The 25,264-nt window shown below is 33.4% G+C and carries 11 protein-coding genes; 3 read left to right on the forward strand and 8 right to left on the reverse strand.

What is annotated here, in order from left to right:
* Positions 1 to 555 precede the first annotated feature (555 nt).
* Positions 556 to 792, reverse strand: a complete 237-nt coding sequence (locus BUB90_RS00030) for a hypothetical protein (RefSeq protein ID WP_073281469.1) — start codon at positions 790 to 792, stop codon at positions 556 to 558.
* A gap of 224 nt (positions 793 to 1,016) precedes the next feature.
* On the opposite strand from BUB90_RS00030, the gene BUB90_RS00035 reads away from it, so the two are divergent.
* The 3 genes from BUB90_RS00035 (at position 1,017) to BUB90_RS00050 (ending at position 3,685) form a co-directional block, all read left to right on the forward strand.
* Positions 1,017 to 1,244 carry a hypothetical protein gene (locus tag BUB90_RS00035; protein ID WP_073281472.1) on the forward strand — a complete coding sequence of 76 codons (228 nt, stop codon included), beginning with the start codon at positions 1,017 to 1,019 and terminating at the stop codon, positions 1,242 to 1,244.
* Between the two features lie 82 nt (positions 1,245 to 1,326).
* The gene (locus BUB90_RS00040; RefSeq protein WP_073281474.1) at positions 1,327 to 1,575 is read left to right on the forward strand and encodes a hypothetical protein; all 249 of its coding nucleotides are present in this window, start codon (positions 1,327 to 1,329) and stop codon (positions 1,573 to 1,575) included.
* A gap of 1,054 nt (positions 1,576 to 2,629) precedes the next feature.
* Positions 2,630 to 3,685: an NAD(P)-dependent alcohol dehydrogenase gene (locus BUB90_RS00050; RefSeq protein WP_073281478.1), complete on the forward strand. Its 1,056-nt coding sequence runs from the start codon at positions 2,630 to 2,632 to the stop codon at positions 3,683 to 3,685.
* Between the two features lie 81 nt (positions 3,686 to 3,766).
* On the opposite strand, the gene deoC is transcribed toward BUB90_RS00050, so the two are convergent.
* The 7 genes from deoC to BUB90_RS00085 form a co-directional block, all read right to left on the reverse strand.
* Positions 3,767 to 4,459: a deoxyribose-phosphate aldolase gene (gene deoC / locus BUB90_RS00055; RefSeq protein ID WP_073281480.1), complete on the reverse strand. Its 693-nt coding sequence runs from the start codon at positions 4,457 to 4,459 to the stop codon at positions 3,767 to 3,769.
* On the reverse strand, positions 4,443 to 5,183 hold the full coding sequence (locus BUB90_RS00060; RefSeq protein WP_073281482.1) for a GntR family transcriptional regulator: 741 nt from the start codon (positions 5,181 to 5,183) through the stop codon (positions 4,443 to 4,445). Before BUB90_RS00060 ends, deoC begins: the two co-directional genes overlap by 17 nt.
* A gap of 545 nt (positions 5,184 to 5,728) precedes the next feature.
* A complete protein-coding gene (locus BUB90_RS00065; RefSeq protein ID WP_073281485.1) occupies positions 5,729 to 6,793 on the reverse strand; it encodes a DUF1611 domain-containing protein in 1,065 nt (354 codons plus the stop codon).
* Between the two features lie 163 nt (positions 6,794 to 6,956).
* Positions 6,957 to 8,243 (reverse strand): MFS transporter, encoded by a 1,287-nt coding sequence (locus BUB90_RS00070; RefSeq protein ID WP_170865416.1) that lies wholly within the window; start codon positions 8,241 to 8,243, stop codon positions 6,957 to 6,959.
* Positions 8,230 to 14,388, reverse strand: a complete 6,159-nt coding sequence (locus BUB90_RS00075) for a non-ribosomal peptide synthetase (protein WP_073281490.1) — start codon at positions 14,386 to 14,388, stop codon at positions 8,230 to 8,232. The genes BUB90_RS00070 and BUB90_RS00075 overlap by 14 nt, the downstream gene beginning before the upstream one ends.
* 26 nt (positions 14,389 to 14,414) lie before the next feature.
* Entirely contained in the window at positions 14,415 to 24,170 is a 9,756-nt protein-coding gene (locus BUB90_RS00080; RefSeq protein WP_073281492.1) for a non-ribosomal peptide synthetase, read from the reverse strand.
* A gap of 23 nt (positions 24,171 to 24,193) precedes the next feature.
* Entirely contained in the window at positions 24,194 to 25,258 is a 1,065-nt protein-coding gene (locus tag BUB90_RS00085; protein ID WP_073281494.1) for a DUF1611 domain-containing protein, read from the reverse strand.
* Positions 25,259 to 25,264: the final 6 nt, after the last annotated feature.

The raw sequence follows: 25,264 nt of genomic DNA on the forward strand, positions 1-25,264 counted from the left end.
ACCTCAAATGGTTCGGCAACAATTTCGCCATCTGAGCTAAGAATAGCAACCATACTTTTAGATTTAGAAACATCAACACCGACAGCAATCATGATAGTCCTCCTTTATGTATTATTATGATTGGTTCCAACATCTCATAATCAACTCATGTTCGTTAGTGACACGGGAGCAACGTCCCAACTTGCTGAAGCGAATGTAAGATAATGAGAGCTGGCTGACAAGTTTAGCTACGGGCGTGGTGTCCCAATTGATAGATTACGTCAGCCAATCAACCTCATCATAACAAAAAAATAAGAATAGAGACAATATTCTCTACTCTTATATAGTACGAATTGATTTTTAATAGTACCAATATTGTATATAGTACCGTTATTTATAAAACAATTAGGTAATGTCCTTGGTTCTTCTACATACATACTGATCATATACTCTACTTCTTTATTTATGCTTCTGTGATTTCTTTTAGCAATGCGCTGCAACTTATCTTTAGTATGCTTATCACACTTTATAAACATATGTAGTTTACTCCCCTTTATCAGCTTGTACATTATTAAGCTACTTTGTATTTATGTTTTGTGTATTCACATTTCCTATGTTGTGTATAGTACCCTCGTTATTAATCTGTTGTAGATGAATCGTTCCATTATTATTCTCATATTCCTTTATAAACTTAAGAACAATATATTCTAATTCCTTACTTAATGTTCTGTTCTCTTCTTCTGCTATTATCTTTAATTTATCAATTGTATCTTGAGTTGTATAGGCTATTAATCTTGGCTTGTCGCTTGGCATAATATCTCCTTTAAAATATTTCAATATAATTACAAATTAGTGTTGACACGGTAACGCTACTTTAGTATAATAACAATATACAAAAGTGGTGTTACTTTACACCTACCGTAATATTACTCGATAGTTCTCGGATTGCTATCTAAAAAAATCGAAATGTAGTCATTAAAAACATAACATATTTTAACAAGTGTGTCAAGGTGGCACACCTTTTAAGGGGGAATTGAGTGGATAAAGAATTGAAAAAGTTTCATCTTGCAAAGTGTATTAAGAGAATGAGTGAGATTGAATCAAGAAAATTTGTTAGTTTTGAAATTCGTAAAAGTGCTACTGAACGTATTAATAATGATATTATGCTTGCATGTAAAAACGGTGTAATTTCAATGAAATCGGTAAATGATGTAACTATATTTCGTGGATTAAACGAAAATGAAATATTAGCAATTTTGGGATAGAGAACTTGGTTTACGCAATAAAAACACTACTGCTAAGTGCAAAAATGTGTTCCGTTCCCCCTCTCCCTTAAGTGGTGAGATTATGGATAAAATAGAAATCAATTTCACTAAAGATATCAAGAAAAAGAACATAAGAAGTAATTTCGAATTTATGCTTAACTACTATTTGGGCAGAATCGAATTGACGAATAAGAACAACTTATATGAAGTTGAGTATCGTGCGCAATGTAGCGCAGATAACATGATTTACATAGCTTTGAAAATTGGTTTAATAGAACATGATGAATATAAAAGATTATACCGTATTATCTTTCATCAGACTAAAATGTAAATTAGGATTTAGTAAATTTAGAAAGTGGGTTGAATTTATGTGTTCCATGAATTGTGTATTATGTGGTTTTTGTACTATGAAATATAAAATTACTCATGGTAGTGTATCACATGAAAAGCTTCGTTATTGCAATTATTATAATATGTGGGTTCATGAAGTTGTTCGTTCATATAAAATAGGAATATTAAGCTAAAACTTAGGGGGTGACAATTATCGATATTTCGTCTATTGATTTAGAAATACATAAACTACAGAAAAAAATTACTGCTATTAAGGACCTTAGAGAACAAAAGAGAAAGGACGCAGATATTCGCTTAGTATATTCAGACGTACACTGTAACGTATCACTAGAAATATATGAGCGTGCTTTACAAGACTTAAAGCTACAGAAACACCAACTTGCATTACAAAATACATATGAAATGTTAGCCTAGAACAATATGGGATAACTCAGGTTTAACGAAATAATTTGTATGCTTTTTAACATTATTAACTTCAAATCTATTACCCCATATAAAATATCATTAAAATGAATTATACAGGGTTTATTCTATAAAATCTTCAATTTCATTTTAATTTTAACATACTTTGTATATAGATTAACTATTTCATTGACATTTTTACTAAGATTTATTAATAACACCCATATAACTAATGTTATCTATAAGGCATATAGAAAACATATATTTATATAGCCAAATCACAATATTGAAATTTTTTATTGCAAATTCATATTATATACATTATACATTAATAACACATCATTCGATAAAGATGGTTAAATATCAAGTTAAAAATATAGATTTTGTAACTATATAAACGATTAATTGATGCATTGATTTACATATTTACAATATGTTATTTAGCATAATAACATGTATTTTTCTTTATAACATATATAATATTGTTAATAATGTATTCTATCAGTTATTAAAAATTTATTAATTGTACATATTGCCACTTTTACATATTGATTATGTAAACATTATATGTTATTATAACGATGTGATAATCATTTAACAAAGTTTACAACATTTAAGGAGGATTTTTACTTATGAAAGGTTTTGCAATGCTAGAAATTGGTAAAGTTGGTTGGATCGAAAAAGAAGCCCCTACTTGTGGCCCATTAGACGCTATATGTAAACCATTAGCTATTTCTCCATGTACTTCAGATGTACATACAGTCTGGGCAGGCGCCATAGGCGATCGACATAATATGATTTTAGGACATGAAGCGGTAGCTGAAGTTGTTGAAATTGGCTCCTTAGTAAAAGAGTTCAAAGTTGGTGACAGAGTTATTGTCCCTGCTATTACTCCTGATTGGGGATCACTTGAAGCACAAGCAGGTTATTCTATGCATTCTGGCGGAATGTTAGCAGGCTGGAAATTCTCCAATTTTAAGGACGGTGTTTTTGGTGAATTATTCCATGTTAATGAAGCAGATGCTAATCTTGCTCTTCTACCAGATGGTGTTGATTTAGCTTCAGCTACCATGCTTTGTGATATGGTTCCTACGGGATTTCATGGTGTTGAATTGGCAGATGTTCAATTTGGTGATACAGTTGCAGTTATCGGTATTGGACCTGTTGGGCTTATGTCTGTTGCTGGTTCTGCTTTACGAGGGGCTTCTCATATTTATGCTGTAGGATCACGACCAAATTGTATTCAAATCGCTAAAGAATATGGCGCAACGGATATTATTAATTACCGCGAAGGTGATATCGTTGAACAAATCATGGAAAAAACACATGGTAAGGGGCTGGACCGAATCGTAATTGCAGGTGGTGATGTTCATACTATAAATCAAGCAATTCAGATGTTGAAACCAGGCGGTAAAATTGGTAACGTTAACTACTTAGGTGAAGGTGATTATATAGATATTCCTAGAGTTGAATGGGGATGTGGTATGTCGCATAAAACGATTGCTGGAGGATTAATGCCAGGTGGTAGACTAAGAATGGAGAAATTAGCTTCTCTTTTAGAGACTAAGAAACTAGACACAAGCAAATTAATTACACATACATTCAATAGTTTTGATAAGGTTGAAGAAGCCCTCTTTCTAATGAAAGATAAACCGAAAGATTTAATTAAACCTGTTGTAATTTTATAATACTATTAGTAGAGCCGATGAATTATCATTAGACTATATTAAGCGATTGAGTTTAGGAGATTGAAAAAAGAAGCAAGCGAATTATTTATATTCACTTGCTTCTTTTATTATAGATATTGCCGATGCAACACTAACACCGAAACGTTCACAACCTAAATCGGCCATCTCTATCACAGTATCTAGTGTACGAATTCCTCCAGCTGCTTTTATAAGAGCACGATCTCCTACTACTTCTTTCATGGATTTAATTATTTCTGGAGTAGTTGGTTTTCCTGACCAACCAGTTCCACTTTTTACGAATGTAGCACCAGCTTGAACTGCAATATCACAAGCTTTACGTAACTCAGATTCTGTTAAATAAGTCGCTTCAATGATAACCTTAACAGGTATTCCATTTGCTTCCTCCACAACTTTCCTTATATCTTGTAAGACATAGTCGTAGTTCATTGACTGCAACATACTATAAGCCATTACCATATCTATCTCTTTACAACCAAGAGCTATAAGTTCTTTTGTTTGAAACACTTTGGATTCTGTACTATCACATCCGGATGGAAATCCAACAACACCACCCACTTGAATATCTTCTTCATCACGTAATTCATTTATTACATAAGGTGTATAGCATGGCAATGTAAACACAGTAATAAATCGATATTTTTTCGCATATGTAATCATTGAATCAATATCTGTCTTCGTATCTGTACTTTTTACACAGCTTACGTCTATATGTCTATTTAACTGTTTTAGAAACGTATTACTTATTCTTCTCATCACCACGATATCTCCCCATCATACTAGTATTTAACTCATATTTACTTCCGATAATTTTAACTTTATCAAAACAAATTGGTTTATTCTCATAGTAACAAACTCGTTTAATGCAAAGTAAGGCTTCGCCCACAGCTATATTTAGCATTTGAGCTTCCTCAAATTCTGCATTTTTAGCATAAATAGTATCAGAAGCTTCATCAATTTTAATCTGATAAGTATCTTCAAGAAACTGGTATAATGCAGTAAATTTATTGGAGTATTTGACTACGTCAGGGACCATACTAGCTTTTACGTAGTTTTTCATAATAACGATAGGGTTATCATCTGCTAATTGAATACGTTGAAATCTGGCAACATAATCCCCTACATTAAGTTGCAGTGCCTCTGCGATCTCATAGGTAGCCTGCATTATGTCAATATACATGCTTTGTGTTTTAACTTCATAGCCCTTTTGGCGTAACGTCTCGGTAACAGATACGACATGATTCAAACTTTGTTTTGGTTTAAAATCTAATACAAGTGTTCCACGCCCTTGTTTTACATCAACTAGATGATCTTCCACCAGCATCTTTACAGCTTTTCTTATGGTTATTCTACTAACACTAAATAATTGCTCAAGATCACTTTCGATAGGAAGCATATCACCGATTTGATACTTTCCATTTAATATTTCTTGCTTTAATTGTTTATAAACAAGCATATAAGACGGTAGTTTAGTACTCATTAAACTTTCTCCTATTTCATTTATAGTATTTTCTATTATTTACTATAAATCAAAATTGAAACAATGACAACCAAGTCTTTGAATAAAGCCTATTCATTATAAATTATATTTTATCAAATTCATTAAAACATTATAATTTGGACATTTTTCCCTGACTGTTATCACTAAGCATACAATTTACTTGTAATAAGCAATTTTCCTAAAAAATATTCGTTGCATACGTTCTCCCTTAAATTATATATATTTTTCATTAATAAAGCACCAAAAACCGTGTAGAATACGGAATTTTTATACTTAATGTAAATATTAACTTACTGAGTTAGTGTTTTAATTAATACTATACTCAACAGTAAAATTATACCATTCACACAACCAAAATACCACTATTAAAATTGGTAAAGATTTTAATATATTGCTACAATGAACTTCCTGAGGAATTAAAAAAAATGCAAATACAAATTTTATGTAACTATTCGTACTTGCATTGTTTTTCGTTAACTCATATTACTTGAACTTTAGACTATAATATTAAATATAATATTTAATTAACTTATTACATCTAAAACCTTCTCAATGCAAGCAATTGGTTCTACCATAGGAACATTGAATTTTTTTATTAGCTGCATTTTTCTTTCCTGAATATCTTCTATCGTTTTTTCTTCATATTGCCCATAGCCCACCTCAATCTTGTCCGGTAATAAGAATGCTAATGGTTTCTTTCCCTCACAATAAATCCTTATAAGTTCTAAACAGTCTTTTATCGCATCATCATCGTCAAAACCTACAATAAGCAAAATTACATCTGGATCATATTCAATCATATTAGATAACCTTATTAGATTACCATAGATATTATCCTTTCCGTTATAGGCTAATCCTTGTTGAGAAGCCTTTATAATATACTCATCGCCATTATTTATGCAATTGGTAGCTAGAGCCTTTGTATATTGATTATACTTTATAGGATCTGGTAAGATCTCCAAGAATCTAATTGGGTCAACATCATATTGTTGAAACAAATCTGCCGTAGGTTCTGTAATCAGGGCACTTGCTTTTCGTCCTCTTTCTTTTAATGCTCTTAATAAATACATTTGTGCAGTAAATTTTCCAATACAGGATCTGGTTCCATAGATCCCTATCTTTGTTGATTCAGTCGTACTTTCTTTGCTTTTCGTATTTTCAATATATTCTAATACCTGTTCCCTCGTCTTAGTAAAGGTATGTAACACAATATTATTATCCTTAATCCATCTGGATAACTCTGGATTCGTTATCTCATGGGTACTGACTATCTTAATTCCAAGATCATTCGCCTTTTTTAGTACCTCTTTCCACCGTTCTTGTAGATTGTATTTGCTATAGATATCTGCAAAATGATGAATCGGTGCTCCGCCATCATTCAGTATTAAAGTGTCAACCTCATTAAATGCTTTGTCAATATCATCTTCTACGGTTACTCCTATTGGCTCACCGTATATCACCTCTCCCACATCTTCACCGATATGAATGGAAAAATCTATTACGGATGTAATATTAAATGCCAATAAGTCTCTAAACCTTATTAACCCCTGTGATATTTTATTAAATGGATACAATGCTACATTCTTCATATAAGTTTCCTCCTGTATTAAATATTAATGTTTCAGAACTACTCTTTCACAATAGTAGTTCTAAAGTGGCTAATTAAACTCAAACTTCGCACTTGAAGATTTCTAGGAATAGCTTATTGCTATATTCAATGAAAAAACCATTCTCACTTAGATTGTGTCAAGTTTATTCTACGGATTCGTTAAATTTCTTAAAGTATGTATTCTTGCTTAGCAATACACTTACTATTAACATAATAATACCTGACACCACAAGAATCTGGTCCCACTTTGCAAATTCTAATATTCCACCAAATATCCATATACCAATTGTGCTTGAGAGCATTATAGTAACATTAAAAACGGCAAATACACGCCCCCTAAGGTTTTCTGCTACTCTTACTTGAAAGTATGTATAGAGTGGAACGTTCTGCATCACATTAAGAATTCCAAGAATGATTAATAATAAACTAAAGGTAATCGTGATGACCCATCTAGAATCAAACAAAGGTACCTTAAGATTCGGAAAACAAAACATAATCATAATGAATGCTTGTGCTGATATTAATACAAAAACATGTTTGATTAACCTAAAGGTGTCTTTCTTAACCGACAATAAAAAGCCACCAATGATTGCGCCTGCTGCCCAAGATCCTTGTATAACGGACAACTGAACTCCTGATACTTTTAACACGTTATAATTAATATACGGTATTACTAATGCTGATAAAGGAGAAAAGACCAAATTAACTAATAACGTAATTGTAATAAAAAAAGTTGTTGTTTTTTCCTTCAAGATGTATTGGAATCCAAGTTTAATTCCACTAAGATATCCTTCCTTTTTAGGAGTGTCTATACTAATACCTCTTTTGGTTTCCATGATGATAAAGGTTTCAGAAATACCAGAGAGAATAAATGATATCCCATCAATTAATAATATGTATTGCAAACCTATTGTTTTATAGGCAACTGCACCTACAACGGGTCCTAGGATATTAATCAATGAACCAACTGTCGTAAAAAGCGAATTTGCTCTTGCAGTATTCTTTTCTCCTACAATATTAGGAATCGATGTACTAATTGCTAACCCGAAAAAAGATTGTGTAACAGCTAGTATAACTTTAAAAACAATTAGCATAAGTATACTTTGCGGATTTAAGTGAAACATACACATAAATGTTAATACTATTATCCCGCTTAAGATATCCGTAATGACAATTGTTTTCTTCTTATCGTGCTTATCTACAAAGGAGCCAGCAATTAAATTAACAAGCATATTGGGGATTATAGAAAAGCTTAAAACCAGGGAAAATGCTGCTGCGGAATTTGTAAAGTCAAGTACATAGAGACTTAATGCAAATCCGAATACAGAGGATCCTAGTTCTGATACAAAGCGTCCAAAGATTAATAAGAAAAAATTCAACTTATAGTTTATTATTCTCTCACTTAGTATTGATTGATTATTTTCCGACATAAATCTTTTCTCCCTTGCAATTTTTATCATTTTCTTTCTCAACCTCTATGATAGTTTTGAGTTCTTCAAAATAAGTAGTTTGTTGTACATAGATTGTTTTAAGTTTCCTACACATATCTTCAACGAATTTATCCATGTTATTAATAGCATTGTTATCATTATGTATCAATTCAACCTCAGAACATATTTTCGTGCACTCTGTTATAAAACGGTCGCAGTAATCTATGTATTCTTTAGGAAGTTCTATATATTTTGATAGATCTTCTAAAAACTCCTTAAAGAACATAAATTTATACTGCCACGACCCAAAGCAAGACGATAATAATTTCTTAATCTCCTCTACATGAGTTTTATTTTCTCTAAGCATTGTAGCAATTTCTAGATATGCTCTTACGCCTATATAAAAGGTGAAATTGTTATCATTTACTTCAAAATCTAATCGTTTATTGGACAGATTAATGTCAATATTGTTCTCTAATACTTCAAGGGCAACTTGTAGATTATTCACTTGATTAATTTTGCTTAAATCAAGCTCTGTAACTGCATAAGGTAAATTCGTTGTCTGTGCATACAGTCCATCTAAAAATCTCATACCTCTTAATCCAGCAAAGGAATGATTAAAGTCATCCGTTGGAATCACTCCATAATACTTAAAGGTAGTATCGTACACTAGATATCCGTCTTCTAGAATATCAATTAGTAAGAACGTATGTGCCCTACCACTACTTTGATCTGTTACTGCAATATTATTTTCTGGGCGTATATCAAGTCTTCGTCTCCACTCCTCCTCACCAATACAATAATCTGGTGTATAGTTTAGATAATAGGTAGTACCAGAAATCATAACCAGCTCATTATCACTTAAGTGCTCTCTACAATATGCCAAGCCTGCCTCTAAGTCTTCAAAAGATTTCACCTCTTCTGTTACACCTAATTCATCAAATATATTCACTACTCCAGGTATCTTTTCTGTTGGTAATTCTCTATATTGAAGTGTGTTTTGAAGGCCTTTACCATTCACATGACCGTAGGTTACGAAAAACTTACCACCACCAACAGCAAGAAAACTTCTTTCTAGATTTACCTTTCTCTCATGCTTTAACTTCTCAAGGATTACACCGGTCATACAACCATAATAACTTGGGTATTCCGTTGTCACCTGAAAGCTTTTATTATATACCCTTCCTTTTACTAATTCTTCAGAGTCATTATCTAATGATACAGCCGCTTCTTCACATATATCTACACTACCTTCTACCTTGCAATGCTCCATAATATTAGCTATGGTTCTATATTCTAGAATAGCCTTAACAGATACAGGTATTTTAAGAGTATTTGCCTTAGAAAGAATCTTGATTGCTTTAATGGAATCACCTCCAAGTTCAAAGAAGTCATCATAAATCCCAATCCTACTAACCGAAAGAACCGTTTCCCATATGTGTACCAATTCTTTTTCTCCACTGTTTCTTGGTGGACAATAACTAATCTGTTGGTTCATTAGCCTACTAGTTATATTTATGCAGTGCGTGATTACCTCCTTTTGCTTTTCATAGAATGTTTTCTTTAATTTAACAATATTTTCTTTTTTAAACTCATTACAATCATATCGAAACGTTATGGATAACTTCTTATCAATAACCTTGCATATAATATTTAAGGCATATTGTGTCTCATCATTACTATCCACACAATCTCCAATAGGTGCATCTGATAAGGAAAATACATCGTTATAGGAATCTTCGCCGAATTGTCCAAGATAATTAAAATTGATCTCTGGTTTATACCGAAAACTCTTTCTATCATATTTCTCTAGTTCAGACATGTATTTGAGTATTCCATAGCCAATTCCCTTATTCGGCACATTCCGTAAGGTATCTTTGATAGTATTCACATATTGACCTAAGGACTCTCCAGAACTCATAGTAAGAACTACAGGATAAAAAGAGGTAAACCAACCAACAGTTCTTTTCATATTCATATTACTTATGATTTCCTCACGACCATGACCTTCTAAGTTAATCCATACGTTATCAAGACCACTCCATTCTTGTATAGCTAATCCAAGTATGGATAACAGGATCTCATTCGCTTGTGTACCGTAAGCTCTGTGTACATTCTTAAGTAAATCTGTTGTTTCTTCCGTAGAAAGAATTAATTCTTCTAACCGTACATCTCTAAATCGTCTAACTGATACCCATTGATCCTTCGGCAATTGATTGGCACTCGCTTCATTAATACCTTTCCAATATGCTAACTCGTTCAATAGTTCTTCACTCTTTGAATATAACTTTAATTCGTCAGCCCATTGTTTAAAGGAATCTGTTTTACTTGGCAAACATATGTTTGCGCCACTAATTAGTTGCTTATATCCAGTTGCAAAATCCTCAAGTAGTATTCTCCACGATACTCCATCAACAACTAAATGATGTATGATGATAAGTAAATGATCCCCTTCTTTCGTTTTACATAATCCTAGCTTTACTAATGGACCGTTTTCAAGGCTAATTCCTGCCTGAAGACAATTCGCTACATCTTCTATATTCTTATATAGATTAATGCAATTGGTTAAGTCATATATATCAAACGTTAAGGTATTCTCATTCAGTCCCGTATTATATTGAAGGACCTTTCCCTTCTTATTGGAAAATCGCATTCTTAATGCATCGTGATGTTCTACAATTTTTTCAAATACTTGTTTTACTGTTTCTTCATTGAATCCGCCTTCCTTATATAAGCAAAAAGCTTGATTCCACCAATCTTTGTGAGACAGTCTTCTTTCAAAGAAATCCTTCTGTATAGGTGTAAGTTCTACTTCACCAGTTACGATTTGCTGACAAGTAGTTCCCTCGTTATACTTTATATGTTCACTTAGCTTCTCTATAGTAGAATATAATCTTAAATCAGATACCTTTAATGCTATATTGAGTTTTTGTAACTCCATTGCCATTCTTATATCAGATGTCTCATCTCCTCCAAGATCAAAGAAATTATCGTATATACCTACCTTATCTACATTTAGGATTTCTCTCCATACATCTGCTACGATTTCTTCAAGTGTATTTCTTGGAGGAACATATTGCACCCTATCTCCCTCTACCAGGCTAATTAATTGTTTCTTATCAATCTTTCCATTATGTGTAACTGGTATTTCGTCTATATTCATTATATAGGTAGGTATCATATAATTTGGCAGATATTTAGAGAGATGCATTCTCAAATCCGTAAGATCTATGGGAGCTCTTGAAACCACAAATGCAGCTATATACTTACTACCTTGCGTAGATTCACCACATATAACTACTGCCTCTTTTACCTCCGAAAACTTGCGTATTTGCTTTTCAATCTCTTCTAATTCGATTCGAAATCCTCTGATTTTTATCTGTTGATCGATTCGACCTAGATACTCAATTTCTCCATTATTAAGACGCTTTCCAAGATCACCGGTTCGATACATCCTACTTCTTTCTATAAAAGGATTTGTGACGAATCGCTCATTGGTAAGTTCTATCTGATTAATATATCCACGACTTAAGCCTTCTCCAGCAATATAGATTTCTCCAGGAGTGCCCATTGGTACAGGTCGTAGATATCTATCCAATATATAGATTTGAACATGATCTAGATTACATCCAATCGGTATCGTTACCATTTGATCTAATTTTTCACGATCAATCACATACATGGTTGATACATCACAACACTCTGTTGGACCATATACATTCGTTACCTTTAACTCTTTTTTATGATTTAACTCAAAGAAATTACGTACTAAGTCTATGGATAATTCTTCTCCTCCAATTACAAAGTGCTTTGTTGGTAACGCAATCTTCTGATCCATAAGCATATCCATAATTATACTTAAATGTGCCGGTGTCCCATCGGACAAATGGATGTTATGTTCGATATAATAGTTGATAAGCTTTTCACCGTTTAATCGTTCCTCTTCTGGGACGATAACTAAGGTCTGTCCATATAAGATTGCGGGAAAGATTTGCTTAACAGATGCATCAAAAACATATGGTGACAACAACGCAACATTCAGTTTATTATGATACTCCTGATAGATGTTCGCATGCAGATTCCTAGATAAGTTGATAACACTCTTATGCTCAATCATTACACCTTTGGGGTTACCCGTTGTACCTGACGTATAGATAACATAGGCTAAATCTTTGTCCTTGTTGATATTCTCTAGATTTGCTTGTACCTTCACATATAAAGCATTCTCTCTCAAATCTATGACATTCCCTTGAAACATCAACTCCTTACACTCTGTATTCGTTACCAAAATAGTAGCCTTACTGTCCCCAAGCATATAGTTTACTCTATCCACCGGGTATGTAGGATCAATTGGTAAATAAGCTCCTCCCGCCTTAAGAATAGACAGAATCCCTATTATCATCTCAATTGATCTTTCAGTAATTAGTGCTACTATGGTATCTCGATTAACTCCCATAGATCTCAAAATTCTAGCCACGCTGTTTGTCTTCTCATTTAGCTCTTTATAGGTTATTGTTAGCTCTTTATATACTACTGCATACGCATCTGGTGTTTTTTCTGCTTGCACTTTAAACAAATCCTGTATGGTCATATTGACATATGTTGTCTCATATACATCTGTTGATAACTCACTTAGTATTGATGTAAGTTCTTGCTTTGACACATTATCAAGAATTAATGTATCTTCATACATTAATAAATCGTCATGTATTGAAGTATCTTCATACATTAAAATCTCCTCAAGTCTTGACGGTTCTTCCTGTACCATATCATAGGGAAGTATCCTCCTACTTTGATTAAACCGATACACTACTTGCTCATACTCATTATCTGTTAGCATTCTTATATCTTTTAAAAGGATTTCTGGATTATTGCTAACACAATTAATGATTTCAATGATATGGTCTTTTATTGTCTCTACCACCTGATCCTCATAGATTACTGCATTGTATTTTAGTTTAATATGTATTTCCTCTGATGGTATGATAACGATATTGAAATCGTAATTTGTTTGTTCAAAAGACCTAGCATCTTTAATCTTATATGTATCGCTAGTATTCATATCTCTAGCAGGATAGTTCTCGAATATGAAAAGGTTATTAATTAGATTTTGTTTAACATTACAAGAGTTTTGTATTTGTGCTAGGGATACAAAATCATATCTTGTTGATTGATTGTAATCATCTCTAATATTCATAAGCAAGTCTGCAAACGTAAGATTCCCATCACAATTGACTCTAATAGGAATGGTATTAATGAATAATCCTACCATTTTTTCAATACCTTCAATTGGTGCATTTCTTCCAGATACTACTGCTCCGAAAACAACATCTTCTAGATTATTGTATCGTTGTAGTACAATTGACCAGATTGCTTGAAAAGCATTGTTTACTGTTACATTTGCCTTTCTACACATATCTACAATTTTCAACGTCATTTCTTTATCAATAGTAAAAGGTATCTCTTTCTTGTTATATTCGTCTACTTTTCTATTTGTTTTTTGAGGTAACACAATCTCATTCTCATAATCCGCTAAGTAATCCTTCCAATAACCATTAGCCTTATTGTTATCTTGCTTTACTAGCCAATTGATGTAGTCAACATATTGATATGCTTTATCTAGTTTATGTTCTTCACCGTATCTAAGGGACTTATAGATATTGATAAAATCGCTAATTACTAGTCCTAAGCACCAGCCATCCATTATAATATGATGATGACTCCAAACAATCTCATAATCGTTTGTTCCTACTTTAATGATAGCAATTCGCATTAATAAATCCTTTGATAAATCAAAACCTTTCTCCCGATCCCTTTCCTTGAGTTCTTCTAGACAGCGCTTCTGCTCTTGATAGTCCATCTGGGAAATATCTTCATAGTGTATGTTGGCGATTCTCTCGGCCAACACAACTTGCTTAGGTTCTTCAACCTTCTCATATATGAATATAGAACGAAATACTTCATATCTTGCAATAACTGCGTTTACACTTATGTTAAATATGTCAATATCCAAATCAGCTTCTATTGCAAAACAAAGTTGCTGAAAATATGCTTGCGAATCTCTGTTATATAAATAGTTAAAAAGCATCCCTTGCTGCATTGGCGTTAATGAATACACATTTTGTATTTTTGCTCCTTTGGCCATAATGATTTCCTCCTAAAACATCATAATCATATTTCTATCTCTTGAAGCATTTCATTCAAAGTATCCAGTTCCGTAAAAGAGAGACTATCATCGTCAAAATCACTCGGTGTATACTCTTGTTCTTCTTTGTCCGAACAGTGTTCAATTACTTCTTGTAGAATCTTAATATAACTTCTTGATAGAGTTTCCATTGTTTCTTTATAAAATTCCTTTGTGTTATAGGTGAATTTAATAATAAGTTGATTATTAACAATCATACCTCCCACTGATACGGCATATGTATTCATATTCTCCTTATTACTATTGTATCCAGAACTGATTTTTGAAGTAGTGAATATATCACTTGTTATATCGTTATCGAATTGCCCAAGATAATTAAAACATATTTCTGGCTCTAGACAAAAGCACTCCTCATTATTCCACATTGGTAGTGTGATATACCTTAAAATTGAATATCCAATTCCTTTTTGTGGAACGTGTCTTAGTGTTTCCTTCACAGTCTTGATGTCATTACTTAATCCATAACCATCTTCAAGCTGAAACAATACCGGATATTTAGATGTAAACCAACCAATTGTTCTAGCGATATCTAGATTATCTGCTATGTCTTCCCGTCCGTGTCCTTCAAGATTAATTAATACTTGCCCATTCTTTGTCCAGTTTTTAATAGCTTTTACCAAGGCTGTTAAAAGAATATCGTTTATTTCCGTGTTATAGGCACTATTCGTTTCTCGTAAGAGTTTATCCGTATATGGTTCGTCTAAAACAATACGAATGGTCTCGTAATCAATGAGTTTCCTAGTGCTAGATAGCTTAATGTCTTTCTCCATAGGAATAATGTTTTGTTTTTCTATGTTACTCCAGTAGGTGAATTGCTCTTTAATCTCAGAAGATTTTGCATATCCATACATCTGATTTGCCCATTCTTTATAAGAATCTGTTTTACTAGCCAATGCTATTTCTTGTTTTTGTGTTAATTGTTTATATGCCAGTTCAAAGTCTTGCAATAATATTCGCCATGATACCCCATCCATCACTAGGTGATGAATTACAACTAATAAATGATCTCCTTCATTGGTTTTAAACAATCCAAGCTTTACAAGTGGCCCAACTTCTAAATCTATACCACTTTGGATTTCACTTACCTTTTCTTCTATATAACTTTCATAGTCCTCAACCGCTAAATAATATATCAGGAATTCAAATGACTGTGAATCGTCACGTTCATTCATTTGTATAACTTCATGACCATCTTTCTTAAATGTCATACGTAATGCATCATGATGACTCACGATCTTCTCAAACGCTTTTTCAACAAACTTTTCATTAAAACCCAGTTTGCTATATAGCATAATGGATTGATTATAATGATTTTCAACCTTATAATGACGTTCAAAAAAATCTTTCTGTATTGGTGTTAGTTTGACCTGGCCTGTAACCATCTCTTGACTTGTCTTTAAATCTGTTCTGGTAACATACTTACTAAGTTCTTCGATGGTTTGATGTTGTAACAAATCTCTGATTGCTACCTTGAGATTATAGTCTCTAAGTTTTGAGCTTATCTGAATCGCCTTAATGGAATCTCCGCCAAGTGAATAATAATTATTATGTATACCCACTTGTTGTAATCCTAAGACCTCACACCAAACCTTTACTAGTATCTCTTGCGTTTCATCCTCTGGTAACTCAATTGGTACTTCCAGTTCTGTTCCAATTATCTCTGGTTCAGGAAGTAATTTCCGATTGACTTTTCCATTGATTGTTACCGGCAATTGATCCAGCTGTACAAAATAAGAAGGGATCATATATTCCGGTAATTCCTCCGAAAGATATCTTCTAATTGCATCAATACTAATTTTGGAATCTGCTGTAAGATAGGCACATAAATACTTACGATCAGAACCGTCATCTCTAGCTAACACAGCTGCTTCCTTAATCTCCTTATGACTTAGTAACTGCTTCTCAATTTCTCCAAGTTCAATTCTAAACCCTCGTATCTTGACTTGATGGTCGATTCGACCTAAGTATTTGATAGTCCCTTCTTCTGTCCACTTAACCAAATCACCCGTTCGATACATTCGCATTCCATCCTGATAACAATCCTCCATGAAAGCTGAACTAGTCAGTTCCTGACTGTTCATATATCCCCTCGCTACACCATCACCTGATATGTAGAGCTCACCTGGTATACCAATAGGAACTATCTTTTGGTACTTATCTAACACATACAATCTAACGTTATTCAGTGGTTTGCCAATTACAATGTCTTCGTTACAGTTATCTTGGTTTATTAAATATGATGTAGCATCCACACAACATTCCGTTGGCCCATATACATTGACAACATCAAGCTTTTTATCACCATGATTACACTTGTCTAAAAGGCTTTTTACAATGCCATTGTGTAATGCCTCTCCTCCAATCAAGAAACATCGTATCGGGATTTGTTTTAGTTGTTGACTGCTGCAATTTGTCAGTATACTAAGATGTATTGGCGTTCCATCTGATATGTCTATTCTGTTTGCAATATAGTAATCAAGTAACAGCTCTCCATCTACTCTAGCTTCCTCTGGAATTACGTGCAGAGTATGTCCTAAAAGAAGGGATGCAAAGATCTGTTTCACCGATGCATCAAAGATATAAGGAGCGATTAAAGCAATCTTTAAATCTCCTTCATATCTTTGGTACACCTTGTCATATAGAGAATAAATCAGATTGACAACAGATCGATTCTCAAGCATTACCCCTTTTGGCTTTCCAGTCGTACCAGATGTATAGATAACATATGCTAAGTCTCTACTATCCCTTGTAATATTAAGTCGTTCATTACTGTAATTCTTATATAACTCTTCGTTATCGATACATATAACATGGTTCACGTAACTTACTTGCTGTACGCACCTAACTTGTTCTATTAAACTCTTCTCTGTTAATACGATTGTAGCTTTGCTATCCTCCAGCATATATTGAATTCTGTTCACTGGATACTCTTCAGAAATCGGCATATAGGCAGCACCTGCTTTCAATATTCCCATTATCCCAATAATCATATTGACCGATCGTTTTACCAAGACTCCTACGATGAAGTCCCTGTCTATTCCCTTATTCATTAACATATGAGCTACACAATTTGCTCTCCGATCCAGTTCAAGATAAGATAAACGATTTCCTTTGAACTCAACCGCCGTTTTTTCTGGATATAATAAGACTTGCTTCTCAAATAGTTGTGCTATTGTTTGCTCCTTTGGATAATAGGCATTCGTATCATTAAAACTTACTATTATTTTCTTTTCTTCTTTCTCATCAATATAATCAATATCGCAAATCCTTTGCTCTTGATTATGAATTAAGGCACTTAAAATCTTGATATAGCTGTCTCTTAGTCGTTTGATAGTTTTGATATCAAATAGTTTGGTACAATACTTGAATTCAAATTTTATAGTATCTTCGATTTCTTCACCTACAAGCATGCAATCAAACTTTGAAATCCTATTATTTAATTCAAAAGGCTCTAACGTTGGTCCATTCATATCAATCGATGAATATTCCACATTTTCTAAGATGAACATGGTATCGAATAATGGGTTTCTTCCCATTTCTCGTTTTACATGCAATTTATCAAGAAGCATATCAAATTGATAGTCCGAATTATTGAATACTTCAAAGCAGGTATCCTTCACTTCTTCCATATATTGTTGTAAGGTTTTATCCCCACTAGGATAGGTTCTTAAGGGCAAGGTATTGATAAACATACCGATCAGGTTTTCTAAATCAGCATGATGTCTGCCGGCTTCTGCGGTACCAACAATGATATCCTCTTGTGAGGAATACTTGGATAACAGTATACTATACGCTCCAAACAGTACCATAAACAAAGTTGTTCCTGTCTTTCTATTCAAATCTCGTAACAATTGTGTCATGGTATTATCAATTTCAAATATGATACTACTGCCTTCAAAGCTCTGAATGGTAGGTCTTTCAAAATCAAGAGGTAACGAAAGGGGTAACCATTCATCATTATATGCGTTGAGCCAATACTGTTCCTGACGTTTGAGGGTATCAGAACGTAAGAAATCCTTTTGCCATACTGCAAACTCTTTGTACTGGATCTTCAATTCTGGTAACGTGTTCCCTTTGTATAACTCATTAAACTCTTTTACAAATATTCCAATGGATACCCCATCAAATATAATGTGATGCATGTCCATAAGTAAAACATGTTCTTCTTGTTTCACTTTCAAGAGTTTAAATCGGACTAATGGTAACGTTCCCAATGAAAACGGTTTTATAAACTCCTTCATGATATATTCTGTAGTATCTTTGCTTTCATCAACGCAAACCTGTACTTTAACTTGGTCCTGTACCTGTTGCACGATTTCTCCATTAACAATAGGAAAGCTTGTTCTGAAAACTTCGTGTCGGTTAATCAGTATAGTTAATGAATTTTTTAATCGATCAATATCTAAATCACCTTTTATTATGTAGGCAGCAGGCATATTGTAACTTATACTTTGCGGATCAATCTGCGCCAATGTATATATTCTCTTCTGAGAAGAGGATACTGGATAATATGGGCGTTTCTCAACTCTTTGAATTCTACTAAATTCAGATGGTCCCTTGTTATTCATACAGATACTAAGCTCTCTGATTGTCGGATAGTCGAACACATCTTTCATATCAATTAAGATATTGAATTCTTTTTGAATCTTTGACATCAAGGCAGTTGCTTTTAGTGAATGACCACCGATTTCAAAAAAGTTATTATCAATTCCAATTTGCTCTACACCAAGCACTTCTCCCCATATAGTTACAAGTCTTTTCTCTGTATCTGTTTTCGGAGCAACATATTCAATTGTATCGACAGGATCGTTATTTGGTTTTGGTAAAGCTGCTTTATTAACCTTTCCATTAGAAGTTATAGGTATCTCTTCAACTGTTACAAGATACGTTGGTACCATATACGTTGGTAAATTATTGAGTAAGTATTTTCGTAGATCCTTAATTATTCGCGCTTTCCTAGTAACAATATACGCGCATACTTCCTTATTACCATTGGAATCATCGATATCAATAACACAAACTTTATCAATACCAGGATAAGTAAGAATACTATTCTCTATCTCTCCAAGTTCTATTCGATATCCTCTAATTTTGACTTGATTATCTATTCTACCTAAGAATTCAATGCTACCGTCTTCTAGATACCTTCCCAAATCTCCCGTTTTGTAGAGTCGATTATTATCATTTTTAGTAAACGGATTCTTAACAAACTTCTCTTTATCTAATTCTGCAAGGTTCATGTAACCTCTTGCTAAGCACGAACCGCCTATATATAATTCACCTGTTTGTCCAATTGCTACGGGTTCCATCTTATTATCTACTATATATACTTTAACGTTATCGATCGGCATACCAATTACAGGACACCTTTTATATTCCTTAAGATGATTCCGATCAATCAAGGTTGCAATACAGCCAATTGTACACTCTGTCGGGCCATAATGATTCATAATTTGGGTATCCGGGTAAATCTTATTATATTTCTCTACCAAGGATACATTAATTGACTCGCCTCCAAGAACAATCAATCGTAGTGATTTACATATATCTGATTTATGAAAGCTATAGGTATTCACAAGCATACTGAATAATGATGGAGTTGCTTTAATATATGTAATTTCATGGGTACTTATATAATGCAACAATTTCTCGGGATCTGTATATTCATCTTTTGATACAATATGAAGTTCTCCACCGCATAATAAAGACGTATACAAACTCGTATAACTTAAATCAAAAGCATAAGAAGACAATAAAATAGTTTTATCCCTTTCCTGTAGGTTAGACTTCCTAGTAAACCATGCAACGTAATTTACCAAGCTACGGTGTTCAACTTTAACCCCCTTAGGCTTTCCCGTACTTCCCGAGGTATAGATGACATAAGCAATATCATTGACGGTACTAATTGGTTGTATATTGCTTGAATCTTTGGAATAGCTGCAAGTATCATCTATTATTATCTTAGTACCTGAAAAATCAACACGATTTTTTAACATGGTTTGTGTAATTAAGGCACTTGCATCACTATCTTCAAGCATATACGTGATACGATCAGGTGGATATTCAGAATCAATCGGCAGGTAAGCTCCACCGGCCTTCATCACCGCAAGTATCCCAATTGCCATATAGACGGATCGTTCTATCAATAACCCAACAATTGTATCTGTTTTAACTCCAGCCTGTCGTAAAGTCCTTGCTAAGGAATTTGCCATTTGATTCAATTCATCATAAGTCAGTTTTTCCTTACCGCATACTACAGCAATGTTATTAGGAGTTTTCTCAACCTGACGCTCAAACATTTCGCATATAGTAAGACTATTATTATACATAACATCGGTATTGTTAAATGTACTTACTATTCTTTCCTTTTCTTTGATGGGAACTATTCCAATAGAGGATACCTTCTGATTAGAGTAATCAATTATGCCATTCAGTACCTCCAGATAATACTGTTTGAACCTATGAATCGTCTCCTTTTTGAACAAAGATGTACTATACTGAAACCAACCGATAATCGCTCCATCTCTTTCTTGAACCTTGAGCGTTAGATCAAGTTTTGTTCCTTTGGGTTTATAATCATAGATTTGGAATCTCATATGTTCATCATCATTAACTGGTAACTCCATGTTTTCCATAACAAACATGATATCAAAGATCGGATTCCTGCTAAGATCTCTATTCTTATGTAAATCTTCAATCAGTTGGTCAAATTGATACTCACTATTATCAAAAGCCTCTAAAGATGTATCCTTTATTCGTAGTAGATAATCAGTAAACGTTTCCTCTTCATACAGTTTGCTTTTAATAGCAAGGGTATTGACAAACATACCCACAACATCTTGTAAGGAATCAAGATTTCTTCCGGATGTAACGGTTCCTATGACTATTTCTTCCTGATTCGCATACTTATGAATGAATAAATTAAAAGCACTGAATAAAACCATATATAGCGTTGTATTCGTCGCCTTTGATAAGTTTTTAAGACGACTGGTAACCTCTTCGTTAATGCTAAAGGAAATAGAGTTGCCTTCAAATACTTGCTTAGATGGCCGCATATAGTCCGTAGGCATATTTAGTAAAGGTATATGACTTCCAAACTCCTTTAGCCAGTATCCTTTTTGCTTCATGATTTTCTCAGAATTTTTTTTCGTCTCTTGCCATACCGCATAATCCTTATAGTTTAATCTATGCTCTGACAGTTTTTCATTATTATAAATCTGTAAAAATTCTTTCATAAGGATTCCAATAGAGGTTCCATCAGATATAATATGATGAATATCTAGGATAATATAATAATTTTGTTGCTCTGTCTTTATTACAAAAGTTCGAAAAAGAGGTGCTTTATCTAATTCATATGGAACGATAGCTTGGTCGATTATCTCATCTATATCCGCTTCTCTAGCTTCTCGATAAGTAAAGTTGTTCTGTACAATATTATGTATACGTTGTACGATTAATCCATCTTGCAATTCGAAGGAAGTTCTAAGAGCTTCATGCCGCTTTATGAGTAGATCAAACGTCTCTTTCACTCGTTCTACCTCTAGATTATCTTCTACCATAACCACTTGTGTTATGTTGTAGGCAATCCCCTCCTTATGCAGTTCGTTTAAGGCATATAGTCTTTTTTGTGCTGAAGACAAGGGATAATATTCCTTCTTCTCTACTGGTTGTATGTCCTCAAACGAATTTGACTCTACACTAGAGATGAATTCAGCCAAACTTTCTATTGTGATGTGATTAAATATGTCCCTTAGAGATATATCAATATCAAACATCTTATTCATACTATGTAACACCAAGGCAGCTTTTAATGAATCCCCACCTAATTCAAAAAAACTCTGGTCGACACTAATATTGCTACTCTTTAAGATTTGGCTCCAGATCTGCACTAACTTTTCTTCTGTATCGTTTTTTGGTTTCTTTAGCTTTCTAGATACATTACATACTGATACTATGCTTAAGGCTTGAATTACAGTATCAAAACTTCCATTTAAAAACTGCTCCATTAATTTGAATCTTTGAATCTTACCACTACTTGCCTTAGGTAAAGAATCAACAGGTATTATATTGCTTACTTCTATACCAGTACAATTATTCACATGGTTTTTAATTGAACTTGCTTTTACTGCAAAAGATTCAACATTTTCTTTTGTTAGAACAAATATAGCGACCTCTTCCTTTTGCTTTTCCTTATTGAATATTCCGCATACTGCAACTTCATTAAAAGCAAGTCCATTCGTTTCCTTTACAATTCGTTCAATATCAATAGGATAGTAATTTTGACCATTGATGAATATAATATCCTTCTCTCTTCCCGTTACTACGAGTTGATTCTCATACAGAAACCCTATATCGCCAGTCTTTAGCCACCCATCGTTTGTAAATGCTTCTCTGTTTGCAACGTCGTTACTATAATATCCTTTCGTTACATTCTTTCCTTTGATCTGGATACTACCAATATACTTTTCTTCAAGAATATCATTATCCTGATTACAGATTCTAACGAGACATTCTTCATATGGATAGCCTACTGAGACTACATTTATTATATTTTTAACATTTTCTGGGTTAGTATCGCTTATTTCTTTAATTTTGTTTCCATATCCTATAGAGTTTCTATCCAAACTAAAAAATCGAAATCCGTCACCTATCTTCGGAGCTGTAATACCAACTGTGGCTTCTGTCATTCCATAACTTGGCCATATTGTGTTCTTATTTAGCCCATATCTACTTAGATAGTCTATGAAAGTATTGCAAATAGTAACATCAATAGGTTCACCACCTGATGCTATAATCTTAATACATGATAAATCCCAATCGTAAGTAACTTCTTGATTCGTATAAGCGAGAAAATGGTTGAATCCAAAATTAGGTGCTAATAACATAGAATTTCTATGCTGATCAACTTTTTGCATCCACAAGGTAGGATTCTTTAAAAACAACAAGGTAGGCATTAAATATTGGTTTATATCAGCATACATAGATGCTATATGCCCTACTACTAAAGAAAAACTATGAGAAATAGGAAGCCAATTCAAAATCGAATCCTCTTTCTTGCAGTTTGCCCGATTGAAGATAGCATACGCATTGGAGATAACGTTCTCATGGGAAATCATAATACCTTTTGGGTTTCCAGTTGAGCCAGAAGAAAACTGGATGTAGGCTACATCTTGTGGTAGAGGCACGATTCCATCATCATAATTCGTTATTGTGATAATATCCTTACAATAGATGGTATGTTCAAGTATTCGTTGTTTAAAACTCTCAATTGTATCTTTATCCGTACCAATACCTGCACGCTCTTTTTCTACATGTTCTTTATCTACATCTTCTTTATCTGCAAACACTTTCTCACTACACATTATTGACTCACTGTTACAATCCGTTATTATCTTGGGATTTTTCAATACTTTGAAAATATTAATTACTTGATTTTGTTGTTCCTTATTAACGGCTACATGCAGTGGTATAGGAATAATTCCACCAAGAATACATGCCCAAAATACTCGAATAAAGTTCTCATTATATTCAATTTGCATGATCACTTCATGTCCTCTTGTTATTCCTTGTTGCCTCAAATTATATAATATTCCTTTGGCAGTATCGTATAACTCTTTATAAGTAAGTAGCTTTTCAGAATCCTTATCCTGAATAAAAACAATTCCTGCTTTATTCTTACTTGCAGATTCTAAGACTTCACACAAATTTTTAGCGTTTGACATTGTAACATTTCACCACCTTTACTTTAACCTGTAATCACAGGAAGTATTTTTTCAACATCACGAACCAGCTCGACATTCTCTATCTTGAATTTATCTTTGAGTTCTTTCTTTCTTTGTTCAATTTCTTCTTTTGTTTTTATCTCATATTTGCCATAAGTAACCTCTAATCGATCTGGTATTAATATTGATACTGGCTTTTTACCGTCACAAAAGATTCGAAAGATATCCAAACAATCTTGTATGTTTGCATCATCGTCATATCCAGCAACTAGAATGATAGAATCTGGGTTGTATGCTTTTAGCAATGATGTGTTGGAAGCGACCTCCTCAAGGAAGTACTGACTAGTTATGCTTTGCTGATCTGCCATTACGATATAATCGTTACCCGCCATTTCTGCATGTTTGATAAGTGTTGTCACATAATAAACATACCTCATAGGATTTTTTAGTAGTCTATGTCTTAATGGATCTGCATCATATTGTCCATATAACAATCCTACAGGTTCGGTTATGAATGCTGCAACCTTTAAGTCTTTTTGCTTCATTGCTTTCATTAAATACATTTGGGTTGTATATTTTCCAACACAAGGTCCTGTCGCATATATAGCTACTCTATGTGCATGATCTACAACCTCCATCTTTCTTCCTTCACTGATAAATTCTTCAATCTCATCATCTGACTTTGTGTATGTCATTAATTTGATTTTATTATCCTGAATCCATTTGTTTAGCGCTTCATCATGGATATCATGCGTACATATTATCTCAATACCTTTTTTACTAGCGCTTAGTATCATCTCTTTGCACTTCTTCTCAACTTCCTTTTCTCTGTATATCTTCATGTACGTTTCGTTATAGAAAGGACCAGTCATACTGTTAATAATTAGGGTATCAATACCTTCTAAAGCATACGTAGTGTCATCTCTTATTGGTATACCCACATACTTTCCATCAATATTCTCCCCTGCATCTTCTCCTACATTGAACACAAAATCTATTATAATATTAATCTGAAAATCTAATTGATCTCTGAATTTAACAAGTCCTCTTGTAATTTTATCAAATGGATATACTGCTACATTTTTCATCTATAA

The organism is Anaerosporobacter mobilis DSM 15930, from assembly GCF_900142955.1.
GTDB classification, from domain to species: domain Bacteria; phylum Bacillota; class Clostridia; order Lachnospirales; family Lachnospiraceae; genus Anaerosporobacter; species Anaerosporobacter mobilis.